General features: G+C 34.5%; 14 protein-coding genes, 1 tRNA gene and 1 pseudogene. 7 read left to right on the top strand and 9 right to left on the bottom strand.

The window, feature by feature from the left end:
- Window positions 1-58: 58 nt before the first annotated feature.
- Window positions 59-191 (top strand): annotated as a pseudogene (locus tag AAGE00_RS01860) (WPE palindromic element domain-containing protein); the annotation flags it as partial.
- Window positions 192-334: 143 nt separating this feature from the next.
- On the opposite strand, the gene fmt reads toward AAGE00_RS01860, so the two are convergent.
- From fmt to AAGE00_RS01890, 6 genes are all read right to left on the bottom strand, one after another.
- Window positions 335-1,234: a methionyl-tRNA formyltransferase gene (gene fmt, locus AAGE00_RS01865; protein ID WP_096097199.1), complete on the bottom strand. Its 900-nt coding sequence runs from the start codon at window positions 1,232-1,234 to the stop codon at window positions 335-337.
- A gap of 19 nt (window positions 1,235-1,253) precedes the next feature.
- Window positions 1,254-1,619, bottom strand: a complete 366-nt coding sequence (gene rplT / locus AAGE00_RS01870) for a 50S ribosomal protein L20 (protein ID WP_007302081.1) — start codon at window positions 1,617-1,619, stop codon at window positions 1,254-1,256.
- 21 nt (window positions 1,620-1,640) lie between these two features.
- The gene (rpmI, locus tag AAGE00_RS01875; RefSeq protein ID WP_006013548.1) at window positions 1,641-1,847 is read right to left on the bottom strand and encodes a 50S ribosomal protein L35; all 207 of its coding nucleotides are present in this window, start codon (window positions 1,845-1,847) and stop codon (window positions 1,641-1,643) included.
- 98 nt (window positions 1,848-1,945) lie between these two features.
- Window positions 1,946-2,389, bottom strand: coding sequence for a PAS domain-containing protein (locus AAGE00_RS01880; RefSeq protein WP_019236701.1), 444 nt, complete (start codon window positions 2,387-2,389; stop codon window positions 1,946-1,948).
- Between the two features lie 211 nt (window positions 2,390-2,600).
- Window positions 2,601-3,350, bottom strand: coding sequence for a hypothetical protein (locus AAGE00_RS01885; protein WP_007302083.1), 750 nt, complete (start codon window positions 3,348-3,350; stop codon window positions 2,601-2,603).
- A 289-nt stretch (window positions 3,351-3,639) separates the two neighbouring features.
- Window positions 3,640-4,596 (bottom strand): hypothetical protein, encoded by a 957-nt coding sequence (locus tag AAGE00_RS01890; protein WP_007302084.1) that lies wholly within the window; start codon window positions 4,594-4,596, stop codon window positions 3,640-3,642.
- A 218-nt stretch (window positions 4,597-4,814) separates the two neighbouring features.
- Between AAGE00_RS01890 and alaS the strand changes: the two genes are divergently transcribed.
- Together alaS and AAGE00_RS01900 are read left to right on the top strand one after the other, a co-directional pair.
- Window positions 4,815-7,454, top strand: a complete 2,640-nt coding sequence (gene alaS, locus AAGE00_RS01895) for an alanine--tRNA ligase (protein WP_096097200.1) — start codon at window positions 4,815-4,817, stop codon at window positions 7,452-7,454.
- A gap of 203 nt (window positions 7,455-7,657) precedes the next feature.
- Window positions 7,658-7,729 (top strand) — tRNA-Asn (locus AAGE00_RS01900).
- Between the two features lie 87 nt (window positions 7,730-7,816).
- Here AAGE00_RS01900 and AAGE00_RS01905 read toward each other — a convergent pair.
- Window positions 7,817-8,554: a hypothetical protein gene (locus AAGE00_RS01905; protein ID WP_213864013.1), complete on the bottom strand. Its 738-nt coding sequence runs from the start codon at window positions 8,552-8,554 to the stop codon at window positions 7,817-7,819.
- Between the two features lie 195 nt (window positions 8,555-8,749).
- Between AAGE00_RS01905 and gpmI the strand changes: the two genes are divergently transcribed.
- Window positions 8,750-10,258 (top strand): 2,3-bisphosphoglycerate-independent phosphoglycerate mutase, encoded by a 1,509-nt coding sequence (gene gpmI, locus AAGE00_RS01910; protein ID WP_213864014.1) that lies wholly within the window; start codon window positions 8,750-8,752, stop codon window positions 10,256-10,258.
- On the opposite strand, the gene AAGE00_RS01915 is transcribed toward gpmI, so the two are convergent.
- Both AAGE00_RS01915 and fabD read right to left on the bottom strand, forming a co-directional pair.
- The gene (locus tag AAGE00_RS01915; protein WP_213864015.1) at window positions 10,253-10,999 is read right to left on the bottom strand and encodes a hypothetical protein; all 747 of its coding nucleotides are present in this window, start codon (window positions 10,997-10,999) and stop codon (window positions 10,253-10,255) included. The genes gpmI and AAGE00_RS01915 overlap by 6 nt on opposite strands.
- Window positions 11,000-11,050: 51 nt before the next feature.
- The gene (fabD, locus tag AAGE00_RS01920; RefSeq protein WP_213864017.1) at window positions 11,051-12,019 is read right to left on the bottom strand and encodes an ACP S-malonyltransferase; all 969 of its coding nucleotides are present in this window, start codon (window positions 12,017-12,019) and stop codon (window positions 11,051-11,053) included.
- Window positions 12,020-12,144: 125 nt separating this feature from the next.
- Between fabD and rpmE the strand changes: the two genes are divergently transcribed.
- From rpmE to AAGE00_RS01935, 3 genes are all read left to right on the top strand, one after another.
- Complete coding sequence (gene rpmE, locus AAGE00_RS01925; RefSeq protein WP_052264949.1) at window positions 12,145-12,357, top strand: 50S ribosomal protein L31; 213 nt, start codon at window positions 12,145-12,147, stop codon at window positions 12,355-12,357.
- 21 nt (window positions 12,358-12,378) lie between these two features.
- Entirely contained in the window at window positions 12,379-13,164 is a 786-nt protein-coding gene (locus AAGE00_RS01930; RefSeq protein ID WP_096097181.1) for an NAD kinase, read from the top strand.
- Between the two features lie 91 nt (window positions 13,165-13,255).
- On the top strand, window positions 13,256-14,407 hold the full coding sequence (locus tag AAGE00_RS01935) for a hypothetical protein (protein WP_341815305.1): 1,152 nt from the start codon (window positions 13,256-13,258) through the stop codon (window positions 14,405-14,407).
- The last annotated feature ends 81 nt before the right edge of the window (window positions 14,408-14,488 follow it).

The following is a 14,488-nucleotide window of genomic DNA, read 5'->3' on the forward strand; positions in this document are numbered from 1 at the left end:
TATATAGCTACTACGTCATACCACTGCGGTATCTCGTTGTAGATTCCGCTAACAAGCACATAGCTGTACGAACATTGTGATACAAGAGATCAAGAAAGATGTCATCCCAGTCCCCAGACACTGGGATCCAGAAAACTTCACTTTAAATGAGCACACCAGGTAATAGAAACTGGATTCCAGTGTCAAGCACTGACCATCTACTACTCAAATTACCTGCAAATTGCAATGTTCGTACACCAAAACGCGGTATCTTGTTGTAGATTCCGCTAACAAGCAGCGGAATACCAAATTGTAGAAGTTGCTTTAGCTCTCCTCACTCTCCTTTCAAAGTAGTCTATTCTATAAATTTTTTTGTTAAACTTGATTTTAAGCCACGAACAAAATCTTTAATATCGCAAGGATTTCTTCCTTCCATTTGTACAACTTTAGGAATTAAAGTACCACCTTTTAAACTTATATGCATATTATCATTAATGATCTCACCTTGTCCTGAAGTGAAGGCTTCAAATTCAGCATCAAGTATCTTGATACGTTTATTCTCTACCTTAATGAATGCTTTTGGATAAAATGCTTTAACCTTTCTATAAGCAATTTCACAGGTGTCACTTGCGTAAATTTTATAGTCTTTTACTTTGTCAGCATAGCACGCATCGTTATCGCTCTGTTTTAAGGGAACTTGCTTTTCAATTTCGTTTAGTACTTTCAGCAGTAAATCACTACCTAATTCAGACAATTTATCATACAACGTCTTATAATTATCGCTTTTTTCAATAAGAAATTTTTTCTGTTTTAAAATAGGGCCAGAATCTAATCCTTCATCTAGCTGCATAATGCTAACTCCGGTTTCTTGATCTCCGGCTAAAATTGTGTGCTGTATCGGAGCTGCACCGCGCCACCTAGGCAGCAATGATGGATGAATATTAATACAACCATATTTGGGAATATTTAAAATTTCTTTTGGAAGTATCAATCCATACGCAGCAACAACTGCAACGTCTGGCTTAAAATTTCCAAACTTTTCTTGCTCTATCGAAGATTTTAAAGAGGCAGGAGTACATACCTCTATGTCACTTTTTTCAGCAACGATGTGTACTGGCGATTTTGTTAACCTCTGCCTACGTCCAGAAGGCTTTGGAGCTTTGGTATATACTGCTACTACTTCACTCTGTAATTTCAATAGTAAGTTTAACGCACCAACAGCAAACCCCGGTGACCCCATGAAAATAATTCTCATGTTTTCAGGTGTGTTTGCTTTAGGAATTTTCTGCTAACTTACTACTTACAGTTTCTATTAATTTAGCAAAATCATCCTTATGATTAACAGCCATCTCAGCAAGAATTTTTCTATTCAAATCAACTCCAACAAGTTTAAGACCATGCATAAACCTACCATAAGTAAGTCCATGTTCTCTTGCCGCTGCATTAATACGTATTATCCACAAACCACGAAAATCACGCTTGCGATTTCTTCTGTCTCTATAAGCATACTGTAGTGCTTTTTCAACCCTTTGTAATGCAATTCTATAACAATTCTTTGCCCGTCCTCTATAACCCTTTGCTAATTTTAATACCTTTTTATGACGAGCATGAGTAGCGGTTCCACGCTTTATCCGAGCCATTTTTATCTTACCTCCATTTTATTAAATACCATAAGGCATATAAAGTTTAACTATACGCGAGTCAGATTTATTGAGAATCGTTGTACCGCGTTGATTACGAATATTAGATTTACTTCTTTTTACCATGCCATGTCTCTTACCTGACTGAGTAGAGATGACTTTACCCTTAGCTGTAAGGTGAAAGCGCTTTTTGACAGAAGATTTTGTTTTTAATTTTATTTTCGTCATATTCTAAACAAATTTACAAACACCACTATTTAGTTCTTTATTAGTAATTAAGTATGAGTATAGATAATTTTATTAAAGAATCAAATTAAAATTGTATTTTAAAGCAGCTTGAATGTAATCACACCCAGTATATGTGTTATACCTTCTTCATTCCCAATTGGTAGCAATACTTGCCTTATTTTAACACTTTCACTTTCTTCCTCTTCGTTAATTGAGCATTTACTCTCTATTACAGTCTCAAGTTTATCAATAACTGCATCTATTTTATATAACCGCAAAAATGGTGCATCAATTGCATACTTATCATCGATGTACATCTTTTTTTCAAAACCATAGAATTCAATAGCTTTTTCTCCTGCATTTTCACAAATATAACCTCGATCTTTAACTTCAATGATAAAACAATGCTGCCATGACTCCATGATTTCTGCAGTGTCTATTTCATGTCTTTCTGGCCATTCTCTATCTGATCCTTTTATATCACTCCAATGTTGAGTAACTATATTCACTATTCTTCTTTCTTTGCCTGCATAATTTTCCATTCGAAATTCCACATATAAAACACAGATATGAGGTAAATTTATCGTGAATGTATTGATTTTTTCTTACTAAAGGATGTAGATTATTGAAAATTCTCATCCTGTTTACACAACAGGTAATGATAAATTAAGTATAATAATTAGAGCATAAAAATTATTAAATGAGGAAACTGTAAAAAAATAATAAAAAAATTCTATTTTTGCAATATTTTGGCTAACGAATAGAATTAGTTCCACTTTCTAAAGTTATTGCACTTAATAAATAACTAGATGGAGTTTCTTCCTTAGCACTACTATGGCTTTTATTTTTTCTATTATAAAACCAACATTTAAATGGTACAGCTGCTACCAAAGCTACTGTTACTGCTAACATACCTACTGTGAACACTATATTATTTTTCTCGTTTGAAGGTGTTTCCAATAATTTAAACTCTCTCAAGTTTGTATCATGAATCATAGGATTACCCAAAATATTCGTCGTATTTTGAACACTTTCTATATTTCGCATTGTAATTCCATTGCTAGCGTTTGATTTTTTCATTTCTTCCATTACTTGTTTTAAGTTTGGTAGTTCTGCTGTTGTATTTTCAATATCACCAGCTTCCAGCTTTTGCAAGTTCTCATTACTCAAAAACTCTTTGAGATACTTTTCATAAAACTCTTTGGCATTATATCTTTTATAACTTCGTATTTTTCCACTCTTGAGATCAGAAACAATATCATCAATCATCACTTTTGGATTTTCTGCATGCACTATTTCTCCTTCAGCAACAAGAATACGATAAGATGTATCGTCAAGCATACATACATACTTAAGTTTTAAATCACCTCCTCCCAATAGAAAATATATTGTTCTGTTTTGTTCTACATCTCGCAATTCTGATTCAATACTAATCCATCTATTCCTTTTTTCCTTATTGATTGATCTTTTTTTTCCTACAGTATTTTTAAATCTTCTTGACATATATGACCCCCAAGCTGACCAATATTTCCTTATGTATAAAAGATAAATTATTTAAGTCCACATCTTTTCACTAAGATTTTTATATTTTTATTATACTAAATAATACATATATTAATATCTGAATTTCTCATTGCAATTTATTATACCTTAGTAAAAACGATATAAAATTAGAGAAAGAGTTATAAAATTTTTTGTAAGACAGGAAAATTTCTTCTCCTTTGGTTCCAGAGCATATAAGTGCTGTAAGAGCTAAGTTGATGGCACTGTTGTGCCATCAAACTCTGGAATCTTACTCGACACTAATCTGAGAAGATAGATGTGCTACCGATGTAGCATTGCTGAGCAAAGATTCTATTTCTGATGTAGATCCGGAATGCTCAAGTTGAGCTTGTTCAGGAAGGTTTTTCATCGCTTTTTCAACATCGTAGCTACCTTCCCTATTTTTTCTATGCCATACAAAGTATCCTAATCCTGCAAAAGCTACTGCTAGCACTCCACCAAATATACCACCAGCAATCCCTGCTATTCCTATATACTGTCCTCCATTTATTTCGGGTAATTTAGGCCCTTCCACATCTGTGCTATTAAATATAGAATGATCTAACACTTCTTGTGAATTACTATCAAAACGGGAAACACTACTTATATCTTCAGGAGTAATTCCATAACTAGCATTTGATTCTTCTATTTCATTTATTACGTCATTAATCTCTTTAGTAGTTACTTTGCTTGATGCAAAATCGAATTCTTGTTTTGTTAAAGAAGCTGATTCGATAGTTACATCTTCCTGCATCTGATAATCAATTTCTTCAGTAGTAGATTCTCTCAATTGGCTATTTTCATCAGTTCTTTCTTTTAGCTTTTTTGAACTATCCTTACCCAATTCATCTACAAGGTTTTTTAGATATATTTTCTTAAATTCTCTATAATTATATTCTTTACTTTTTTCTATTTCTCCACTCTTAAGACCTAAAATAATTCCATCTATTGTCGATTCACGAATTGCTTGAGGAATGTCTATTGAATTTACTATTCCTGTAACCAAGCCTATCTCAGCTGCTCTAGAAGATATAGAGAGGTCTTTTACTGTTAAATTCTCTCCTTTAATTAAAAATTCTACTCTTCTGTTTTGTTTTATACTTTCCAAGTCAGATACAATTCTAATTGTTGGACCATCCATCTCCTGCTTATTTGTTGTTTCTCTCTTTCGCATGCTATTCTTAGTGTTTTGGAATTTTTTTGGCATTTCACACTCCTTAAATTAATTAACAAAAATATTATTTGAATTAACAAATACTTCTCTATGTTAGTGGATAAAATATTTAAACCTATATCTTTTTATTAAAATTTTTATGTAAAAGTTACTTTTATTATACTAAGTAATGTATATATTAATATTTAGATTGATAAATTGATTTTACTTCTGTTACAACTTATTATGCATAGATAACCTCAGTAAAAACGATGAAGCTAAACGAAATTAGAGAAAGATTTATAAAATTTTTTGTAAATAATAATCACGAGCAAGTTCCTTCTTCTCCTTTGATTCCAGAGCATGATCCAACACTCATGTTTACAAATGCTGGTATGGTACAGTTCAAAAACATCTTTACCGGCACGCAAAAAACTGAAATGAAACGTGCCGTCTCAAGTCAAAAGTGTCTCAGAGCAGGTGGTAAACACAATGATCTTGAAAATGTTGGCTATACATCTCGGCATCACACATTTTTTGAAATGCTCGGAAATTTTAGCTTTGGTGATTACTTTAAAGAAACTGCGATAGAATTTGCGTGGAAATTTATTACTGAAGAATTGTCTCTTGATAAAAACAGACTATCCATAACTGTTTACCACACTGATGATGAAGCATATGAAATTTGGCGTAAGATAAGTGGCTTTTCAGATGATAAAATCATAAGAATTACAACAGATGATAACTTTTGGAGCATGGGCAATACTGGTCCATGTGGCCCATGTTCTGAAATCTTTTACGATCATGGAAATTCCGCTTTACATGAAGACGACAGAATTGTTGAAATTTGGAACCTGGTGTTCATGGAATTTAATAAAGATGAAGAAGGTAATTTACAAAAATTACCAAAAAAATGCATCGATACCGGAATGGGCCTTGAAAGAATAGCAGCTGTTATGCAGAACGTTCATGATAACTATGATATTGACCTATTTTCTGCTCTGGTAAGTAAATCGCAAGAGTACTGTGGAAATACGGAAAATAAAGTAGCTCATAAGATTATCGCAGATCACCTTCGTGCAGCTGCATTTCTCATCGCAGAAGGAGTGCTTCCTGGAAATGAAGGAAGAAATTATGTACTACGCAGATTGATCAGGAGAGCAGCACGTTATATCCACCTACTTGGATATAATGATTCTCTATTGAACCTTGTTTTTCCTGCACTCATAGATGGCACAAGTTTGGCTTATATGGGAGATGCTTATCCAGAGCTAATCAGAGTTAAAAGCTTAATAGAAACAACGTTAAAATCAGAGGAAGAAAACTTTAAAGACACTTTAATGAAAGGCATTAATCTCTTGGACAAATTCACTGCAGATTTAAAATCAGGTGACACTCTATCTGGAGAATCAGCATTCAAACTATATGACACTTATGGATTTCCTTTGGATATCACACTTGATATTTTGAAAGAAAGGAAAATAAATTTTGACCAAAAAGGTTTTGATAATGCAATGAAAGAGCAAAAAGAAAGAGCACGTGCTAATTGGACTGGATCTGGTGAAAAATCTGTTGAACAAGTATGGTTTAATTTAATCGATCAGTTTGGCAAAACGGAATTTGTTGGTTATGAACGTGATGAAGTAAAGGATGCAACAGTACTCGCAATAATTTCCTCTAAAAATGAAGTAATTGATTCTGCAAAAGAAGGAGAAAAGATAACTATTATACTTGATAAAACACCTTTTTATGGAGAGTCAGGTGGACAAGTGGGAGATATTGGAAAGTTCCTTCTTGTCATCCCAGTACTTGATACTGGGATCCAGATTCCAGCGTCACGCGCTGGAATGACACCAGATTTAGGCGTAATCATAGTGGAAAATACCAACAAGATTAATGACCTATATTTACACAGATGTATAGTGGAGTCTGGTTCAGTTCGTAAAGGTGATACAGTTACAGCTAGTATTAACAAAAAAAGAAGACAAGACTTAAGAAGAAATCATTCAGCTACACATCTTCTACACTTTGCACTCAGAAAAATCTTAGGTGATCACGTTACTCAAAAAGGTTCTCTAGTCGCACCAAATAGACTAAGATTTGACTTTAGTCACAATAAGCCAGTCACTCAGGATCAGCTGTCTTCAGTAGAAGATATAGTAAACTCTCTAATCAGAGAAAATCTTTCTACGTCCACAAAAGTTCAAGGTATGGATGAGGCAATAGACGAAGGAGCGATGGCCTTATTTGGTGAAAAATATGGTGATAATGTTAGGGTTGTAAAAATTGGAGATTCAAAAGAATTATGTGGTGGTACACACGTGGAGCGTACCGGAGAAATTGGTTTGTTTAAGATAGCAGCAGAATGTTCCGTTGCATCTCGAGTAAGAAGAATTGAAGCTTTAACCGGTCAAGAAGCAATTAATTATGTACGCAATAACGAAATTAGCTTAAAAAAAGTTGCAGAATGCGTAAAAGCACCAGTAAATGAAATAATAAGTCGACTCAGTATTTTAAGCCAAGAGCGCAAAGAATTTGAAACCAAAATAAAAAATCTTTATAAAAAGATTATCAGTGTAGAAAATATAAAAAGTACTGAAATAAATGGAATAAATTTCGTAATCCACACTTTTACTGACGTTCCAGGAAGTATCATAAGGGAATTTGCTCTACAGCAACAAAAACCGAAAACTGTAATAGCCTTCATGGTAACAGAAAAGGATAAAACAGTTTTGATTGTCAAAGTAAGTAAAGATTTAACTAATAAGATCAATGCAAAAGAGCTAGTATCTACTGTAACCAGAAGGGATTGCGGTGGAAATGCCGAACTTGCCCAAACAGGCTGTGATAACAATAAAATAGATGATGCCATTACAGCAATCCATAGCAAAATAACAGCTTGCAAAAACTAATACACCCTACTACCTCGATATCTTTTAACCGTAAACGAAGGTATTATGCAAATAGGGGTAGAGAAGACTTAACTGTCAAATGAGCATATCAGGTAATAAGAACTAGATTACAGCTCCATGCACTGGAATGATATCTAGGTCTAAAGTCTACATAAAAATCGTTTACAATCGGCGTTCAATGTGATAAGTTGAAAGCAGTTTATTCCTCGGTAGCTCAGTGGTAGAGCAGTTGGCTGTTAACCAATTGGTCGCTGGTTCGAATCCGGCCCGGGGAGCACTATTTTATACAATCTGTACATTTCACTTTTAGCCCAAAATTCACTACCTTTTTTTTGTCTCTTAAACAGACAAAACGTGTGAAGTTATATAGTTTTAAAGCCTTTACTGTCAAAATGCAAAGATGTCTGCGCTTCACTTAGCTTGCTATCTGGCTCCTCTCCTATTTTTCTTTTATTACATTTCCTTTTTAATTGAGGAAGGACATTTTTTGGCAATGTTTCATCAATACTGCAATAATTGTAAATGAGCGAAGTAAGACGCACCAAATTTCCACTCGCCAAAGTCTGTACATCTCTGTAATTAATGCTGTTATCATATACTTTAAGTGTAATAAGATTTTTAAGGTTTCCACTTGCTGCTAAAGCCTCTGCACCTTCATTACTGATTTCATTCCATCCTAAACTCAGTAAAATAAGCTTTTGAAGGTTTCCACTTGCTAAAGCTTTTGCCCCCCTATCGCCAATTTTATTATCATATAATTTAAGCTCAGTAAGACTTGTAAGATTTCCACTGGCTAAAGCCTCTACACCTTCATCACCAATTTCGTTTCCTCCTAAATCAAGCGAAGTAAGATTTATAAGATTCCCGCTTGCTAAAATCTTTGCACCTTCTGTACCAACATAACTGCAACTTAGATCAAGTGAAGTAAGATGAGAAAGCTGAGCTAATTCTTTTATAACCTCATAATTAATTTTTGAACATCGTAAAATAAGTCTTGTAATGTTTGTATTGCTTTTTAAAAAGTTTACTAATCTATCAACATTAATTATAGCACCTGATGTTGCTAAAGTATTATCCTTTACATATTGGCTATAACTCATTTGACCTCACTATTAAAGCTATGCAAGTGTTTTAGTAAACACTTCAGCAACTGTCAATCACTTTAATAAAATATTTTATGAAAAACTTCATATACCATTGCCTCCAAGCAGCTTTTTCTATCTCTTATTTTAACACAAAAGTTGTGAGAAGAGTTTGTTTTTGGTACCATTGAGGGTTTCGATGTTAACTTTTATATGAACTTTAAATCAGTCGTTTTATGTATACTAGATGGCTGGGGTAATGGAATAGAAAATAGTAAATACAATGCTATTAGCAATTCAAATCCACCTTGTTGGCAACATATTAGCTCTAATTATCCAAAGTGCAGTTTATCTGCCTGTGGAACTGATGTTGGATTACCAGAAGGCCAAATAGGCAATTCAGAAGTTGGCCATATGAATATTGGCAGTGGTAGAGTGGTAATGCAAAGCCTTCAGCGTATTAATCAAGAAATCGAAACGATAGAAAATAATGCAAATCTACAGAATTTTATTAATGATCTAAAAAGTAAGAATGGCATATGCCATATAATGGGATTGATATCAGATGGCGGTGTTCATTCGCATCAAAAGCACATTTCATCTTTAGCAAACAAAATATCACAGCACGGAATTAAAGTTGTAATACACGCATTTTTAGATGGCAGAGACACACTGCCAAATTCAGGGAAAAGATGCATTCAAGAATTTACAGAAAGCATAAAGGAAAATGATATAAGAATCTCCACTATCTCTGGGCGTTATTATGCTATGGACCGTGATAATAGGTGGGAAAGAACAATTGAAGCTTATGAAGCCATCGCATTTGCAAAGGCGCCTCGTTATGATGATGCAGTATCGCTTATTGATGAAAATTACCAAAATAATATAACCGATGAATTTATCAGGCCCGCAATAATAGGAGATTATCAAGGTATAAAACCAGAAGATGGATTGCTATTGGCTAACTTTCGTGCTGATCGAATGATACAATTGGCAAGTATTTTGCTAGGCAAAACAGATTACGCTAAGGTAGCAAAATTTTCTTCAATTTTAAGTATGATGCAATATAAAGCGGACTTAAAAATCCCTTATCTCTTTCCTCCTGAATCTTTTGCCAACACTTTGGGACAGATAATAGAAGACAATAAATTACGGCAACTGCGCATTGCTGAAACTGAGAAATACGCGCATGTGACTTTCTTTTTTAATTGTGGAAGAGAAGAACCTTTTTCTGGTGAAGAAAGAATACTCATTCCTTCACCAAAAGTTAAAACTTATGACCTGCAGCCTGAAATGTCAGCCTTTGAGCTCACAGAAGAGCTTGTAAAAAAAATTCATTCTCAAGAATTTGCGCTGATAGTTGTAAACTACGCTAACCCTGATATGGTGGGACACACAGGTAATATAAAAGCAGCCGAGCAAGCTGTGCTCGCTGTAGATGATTGCCTTGCAAAAGTACTCAGCGTTGTCAAAGAAGTGGGTAATACTGCACTCATTGTTACAGCAGACCATGGTAATGTGGAATGTATGTTCGATGAAGAAAATAACACACCTCACACAGCGCACACTCTAAATAAAGTTCCATTTATTATATCTTGTGAAAATTTAAAACTGAGAGATGGAAAATTATCTGATATTGCTCCTACTATTTTACAGCTACTTGGACTCAAAAAGCCAAATGAAATGACAGGTAGTTCGTTAGTGCGTTCCATGTTGCTATAACTCTATTGTTAAGGGTTGAGGAAATAAAACACTGTGTATAGAAGATAGCATATCTATTTGCTGCTCTAAATGATCATGCTCAGCTTCCACATTAGAGTACCGAATATTATTCTTCCCTACATATACAGATAAAGAACCATCATCTTCAACTGCTTTGTTATTTTGCAATACTATATTAAAAATTTCTTTCTGTTTTAAAGCATCGAACCAATCTTCAACTGTCGTATAGAAAAACTCACCCGTTCCACTTTCCGGACACACTTCTGGAGAAATCTTTAGCACATCATGAGAAAGTGGTGGAGAAAAATAGCTCTTGAATGAGTAGCTGGGAGAATTGTAGTTATTGTGCAGAGCGATAACGTGATCTTGACCAGGAAGTAAAAAATCTAAAATTCTTTCTGCAAAGTTTCTAACAGCTCTCAAAGCATCTTCTGAAACACTGCCAAACTCTCTTAAGCTAGCTTCTGCACCTATATCATCAAACATGCGATTGGGATCGAATTCATACCGCTCACCATTTAAGTAAAATTCTACATTACGCGGAGTACCATCACCATGAGTAATGTATAGCATTCTTCCACCAAACTGCTGGAGTATATGCTCACCAGCCCCTTTTGAAGTTACTTCATTTTGATGCACATTAATAAAATTGATCCCACTTGTATCGCTACTTTTAATAAAAAGCTTAACCGTGGTATCACCCAACGCTAGATCATATTCTTTAGTGTCGATGTTTGACATTCCGCTGCTATCAATAATCAAAGCAAAAAATAGTACAAATTTTACTTTATGTTAGTTATAAGCTTTTATTTTTAAATTTTTTGCTGTCAACATTAATGATTCATTAAAGAAGTTATCAGCATCACTAATGCTACCTATGCTTTTTGTATTGATAGATTGGTCAATTCTTTTAACTAGATTAGATAAAACTTTGTTAGGGCCAACTTCAACAAACTTATTAGTGCCATGGCTTGTCATATATAAAACCATCTCTCTCCATCTTACTCTACTTACAACTTGCTTAGCGAGCAAAGCTCTTATGATCTCTGGATCACTTTCTTCCTTAGCTGTAACGTTTGATACAAAAGGAATCGAAGGGCGAGTTATGTTGATGCTTTTTAAAAATTCCAGAAGTTTTTCATCAGCAGGTTTCATAAAAGATGAGTGAAAAGGCCCACTAACTTGTAATTTTATCATTTTCTTGACACTTGAGTTTTTGAATAAATCAGGTAAGACCTCAAGAGCCTCTGCAGTACCACTCACCACTACCTGCCCACCACCATTATCGTTTGCAATTTCACAATCAATTTGAGCTGATTTTAATATACCTTCTACTTCACTTATTTCTGCTCCAAGTAGAGCAAACATTCCACCTTTGCATTTTAGTGAAGCTTCATGCATTGCTTCGCTACGAACTTTTAGCAATTTGACTGCAGACTCAAGCGTCAATGCCCCTGCAGCACACAGCGCTGTATACTCGCCAACTGAATGCCCACAAACATACTGAACGCTGTAAAGAGATTCACCAAATACGTGCTTCATAACACGTAGCGTTGCAATTGACACCGCCATTATAGCTGGCTGAGCGTTTTCCGTGATGGTTAATTTCTCAATAGGGCCATTGAAAATCAAATGAGACAGCTTTCTACCCAATATGTCATCTACTTCATCAAATACGTTCCTTGCAACTGAAAATTCATCATATAAACTCTTTCCCATTCCTACAAATTGGGAGCCCTGACCAGGAAAAGCAAAAATCATAAAAAATTTTTCATTCTTCATTGAGAATACTACTTTATTTATTTTTTGTCAATATTTCACAATAATGATTGACCAAATGAACCAGATTCACTAAAATCTTAGCTGGTAAGAAATTTGTAAGAACAATGGCAGAAATCGATTATCACAAAGTTACTATAGTTATGACAGATGGTCAAGAGTTTGAAACTTATTCCACTTATGGAAAAGAAGGTCAAAGAATAAAGCTTGATAGAGATCCTCTTACTCATCCTGCATGGACTGGAAGTTTGACAAGCGGTTCAGGGGAGAAGGATAGTAAAATAGCTAAGTTTAATGATAAATACGGGAGTTTTTTTTAGTTCCTCCCCTCTTTATTTAACATGTATAAATATAAAAATGTAGGCTATATTGCTTCTTCGCTACCCAAGTCTCAGGAAGTATCTAAACTAATACAGAAACTCAATTTTATCAATATAGCAGAAGCAGGTAAGCATGAAGTTGATCTGCTGATAGTTGTTGGTGGCGATGGTTTTATGCTACGCACCCTACACAACTACGTCATAGGAAATAAAGATATACATGTGTATGGAATAAATACCGGTAACGTCGGATTTTTGATGAATAAATGCTTTGAAGATCTAATTGATCATATAGAACATGCAGTTCCTACTCAGCTAACTTTACTAAAAATGGAAGCCACAGACATAAGTGGCAAAAAACACCGTTACATCGCAGTAAATGAAGTGTATGTCTTTAGAAATGCAAATCAAATAGTAGAGATGAATATTACCATTAATGATAAGCTAAAAGTAGAAAAATTCAGAGGGGATGGCATAATATTGTCTACTCCCACAGGCAGCACTGCATATAACTTCTCTGCCGGCGGGCCAATCTTACCACTTAATTCAAATTTACTTGCACTGACTTCCATTAATAGCTACTACCCAAGGCGTTGGAATGGAGCACTAATCTCAAATGATACAATAGTGCAAATTGATATCAACGACGTGGAAAATCGTCCAGCACTTGTAGTATCAGATTACAAGGAATTTCCTGATATATCGCAGATAAAAATGCAGAAAGATCATGAAAACACAGTCACTCTGCTTTTTGATAAAGATTGCTCATTAGACGAGAGGATTTTTGATAAGCAATTTTTATACTAAATTCTTCATATTTATCTTTAAATTAGTATTTACCATATCTTAATAATTATAACGTAATCAACACAATATAGTAATTAATTTTGGAGCGAATATGCCTGGATCAGGAAATAAAGATAACGTCACACTGGTTTCTCATACAACGGTGAGTGAAAATAGTGCAGCAACTCCACCAACACCAGCACCTAGAAACACAGCGTTACAAACAAATTCGGCTAGCGAATCAAGTTCTGATGAAGAAAGGCAAGAAGGATCGAATGTGAACAGTTCAGAACCTCTTTATGCATCAATAGATATAAGTAAAAAAACTTCGAAAAAGAGTTCAGATAGTGTATCAGCTAGCAGATCATCTTCTCCTCTACCATCATATCAAACAGACGGCTCTGAAAATTCTTTGCTTGGAGATAATAAAAAAACAAACAGATTTTTACAGAAAGTAAAATATACGATGCAAAAGAAGAAAGTTACAATGCCTTTTGTAGGCCTTGTTACGGCGTGTTGTATTACAGCAATCGTTTTAGCTGTGAAGCAAAGAGAATTCATTGGATTCATCGGCAGCGTAAATCCTGTTACTATATTTGTCGGAGTATTAGCGTCTTGTTTAGCCTTGGGAATTATGTGGGAATTTATGCAAGCAGTACGTACTAAGGAGCACAAGATCACAAAAAGAGATACTCAAGAAGTTTTAGATGAGATATCAAATACACTTTCAAAAGACGAGGAATGCATCAAATCTTTGGTATTAAAATATAGCAACGGTAATCGTGTTTACTTTACGTTTCACTCTCTTCCAGAAAAAGCAAAAAGTAATCCGAACATCGTAGAACTTACAGGCCAGCCAATCTATTACAAGAGTAAAGTAAATTCATTAATCAATGATAGAATATGGCTTCCTATCTTAGGAACAGTTCTTATTACTGGAAACATAACCTTCCCTTTAGCACTTTATTCAACAGGTGGTTTGAGCAACATAGTAAGTTCATACACAAATCCTACTATTTACTGGCCAATCGTTGCAATTTCAGGCACTCTACTGCTTTTCACTTTAGCTTGCACAATTCATCATTGGAGCAAAACTGATTTTAAAGATTACTTGTTATTAGATACAAAAGATGCTAGTAGTGGAAAGCCCAATGAAACAGCTATTAGAACTATCAAAAAGAGTGAAGAAAAGATTAGTTCAAAATTGTTACAAGTAGTTGCTGAACGATGTGGCCATCCAGATATTACTTATATTATTAATTAAATCTGGCTCGTACTTCTTTTTATCGCTATTCCAGTACTGTAACTGCAACGTTTTGAAGATTTACACTTGCTAAGACCTTGC

It is taken from the genome of Wolbachia endosymbiont (group B) of Aricia artaxerxes (assembly GCF_964026975.1).
GTDB lineage: Bacteria > Pseudomonadota > Alphaproteobacteria > Rickettsiales > Anaplasmataceae > Wolbachia.

Coding starts and splice junctions, on each gene's coding strand:
- rpmI (WP_006013548.1), bottom strand. CDS start 1,847: ATGACGAAAATAAAATTAAAAACAAAATCTTCTGTCAAAAAGCGCTTT.
- fmt (WP_096097199.1), bottom strand. CDS start 1,234: ATGAGAATTATTTTCATGGGGTCACCGGGGTTTGCTGTTGGTGCGTTA.
- alaS (WP_096097200.1), top strand. CDS start 4,815: ATGAAGCTAAACGAAATTAGAGAAAGATTTATAAAATTTTTTGTAAAT.
- AAGE00_RS01930 (WP_096097181.1), top strand. CDS start 12,379: ATGTATAAATATAAAAATGTAGGCTATATTGCTTCTTCGCTACCCAAG.
- AAGE00_RS01935 (WP_341815305.1), top strand. CDS start 13,256: ATGCCTGGATCAGGAAATAAAGATAACGTCACACTGGTTTCTCATACA.
- AAGE00_RS01915 (WP_213864015.1), bottom strand. CDS start 10,999: ATGTCAAACATCGACACTAAAGAATATGATCTAGCGTTGGGTGATACC.
- AAGE00_RS01880 (WP_019236701.1), bottom strand. CDS start 2,389: ATGGAAAATTATGCAGGCAAAGAAAGAAGAATAGTGAATATAGTTACT.
- fabD (WP_213864017.1), bottom strand. CDS start 12,019: ATGATTTTTGCTTTTCCTGGTCAGGGCTCCCAATTTGTAGGAATGGGA.
- rpmE (WP_052264949.1), top strand. CDS start 12,145: ATGGCAGAAATCGATTATCACAAAGTTACTATAGTTATGACAGATGGT.
- gpmI (WP_213864014.1), top strand. CDS start 8,750: ATGAACTTTAAATCAGTCGTTTTATGTATACTAGATGGCTGGGGTAAT.
- AAGE00_RS01905 (WP_213864013.1), bottom strand. CDS start 8,554: ATGAGTTATAGCCAATATGTAAAGGATAATACTTTAGCAACATCAGGT.
- rplT (WP_007302081.1), bottom strand. CDS start 1,619: ATGGCTCGGATAAAGCGTGGAACCGCTACTCATGCTCGTCATAAAAAG.
- AAGE00_RS01890 (WP_007302084.1), bottom strand. CDS start 4,596: ATGCCAAAAAAATTCCAAAACACTAAGAATAGCATGCGAAAGAGAGAA.
- AAGE00_RS01885 (WP_007302083.1), bottom strand. CDS start 3,350: ATGTCAAGAAGATTTAAAAATACTGTAGGAAAAAAAAGATCAATCAAT.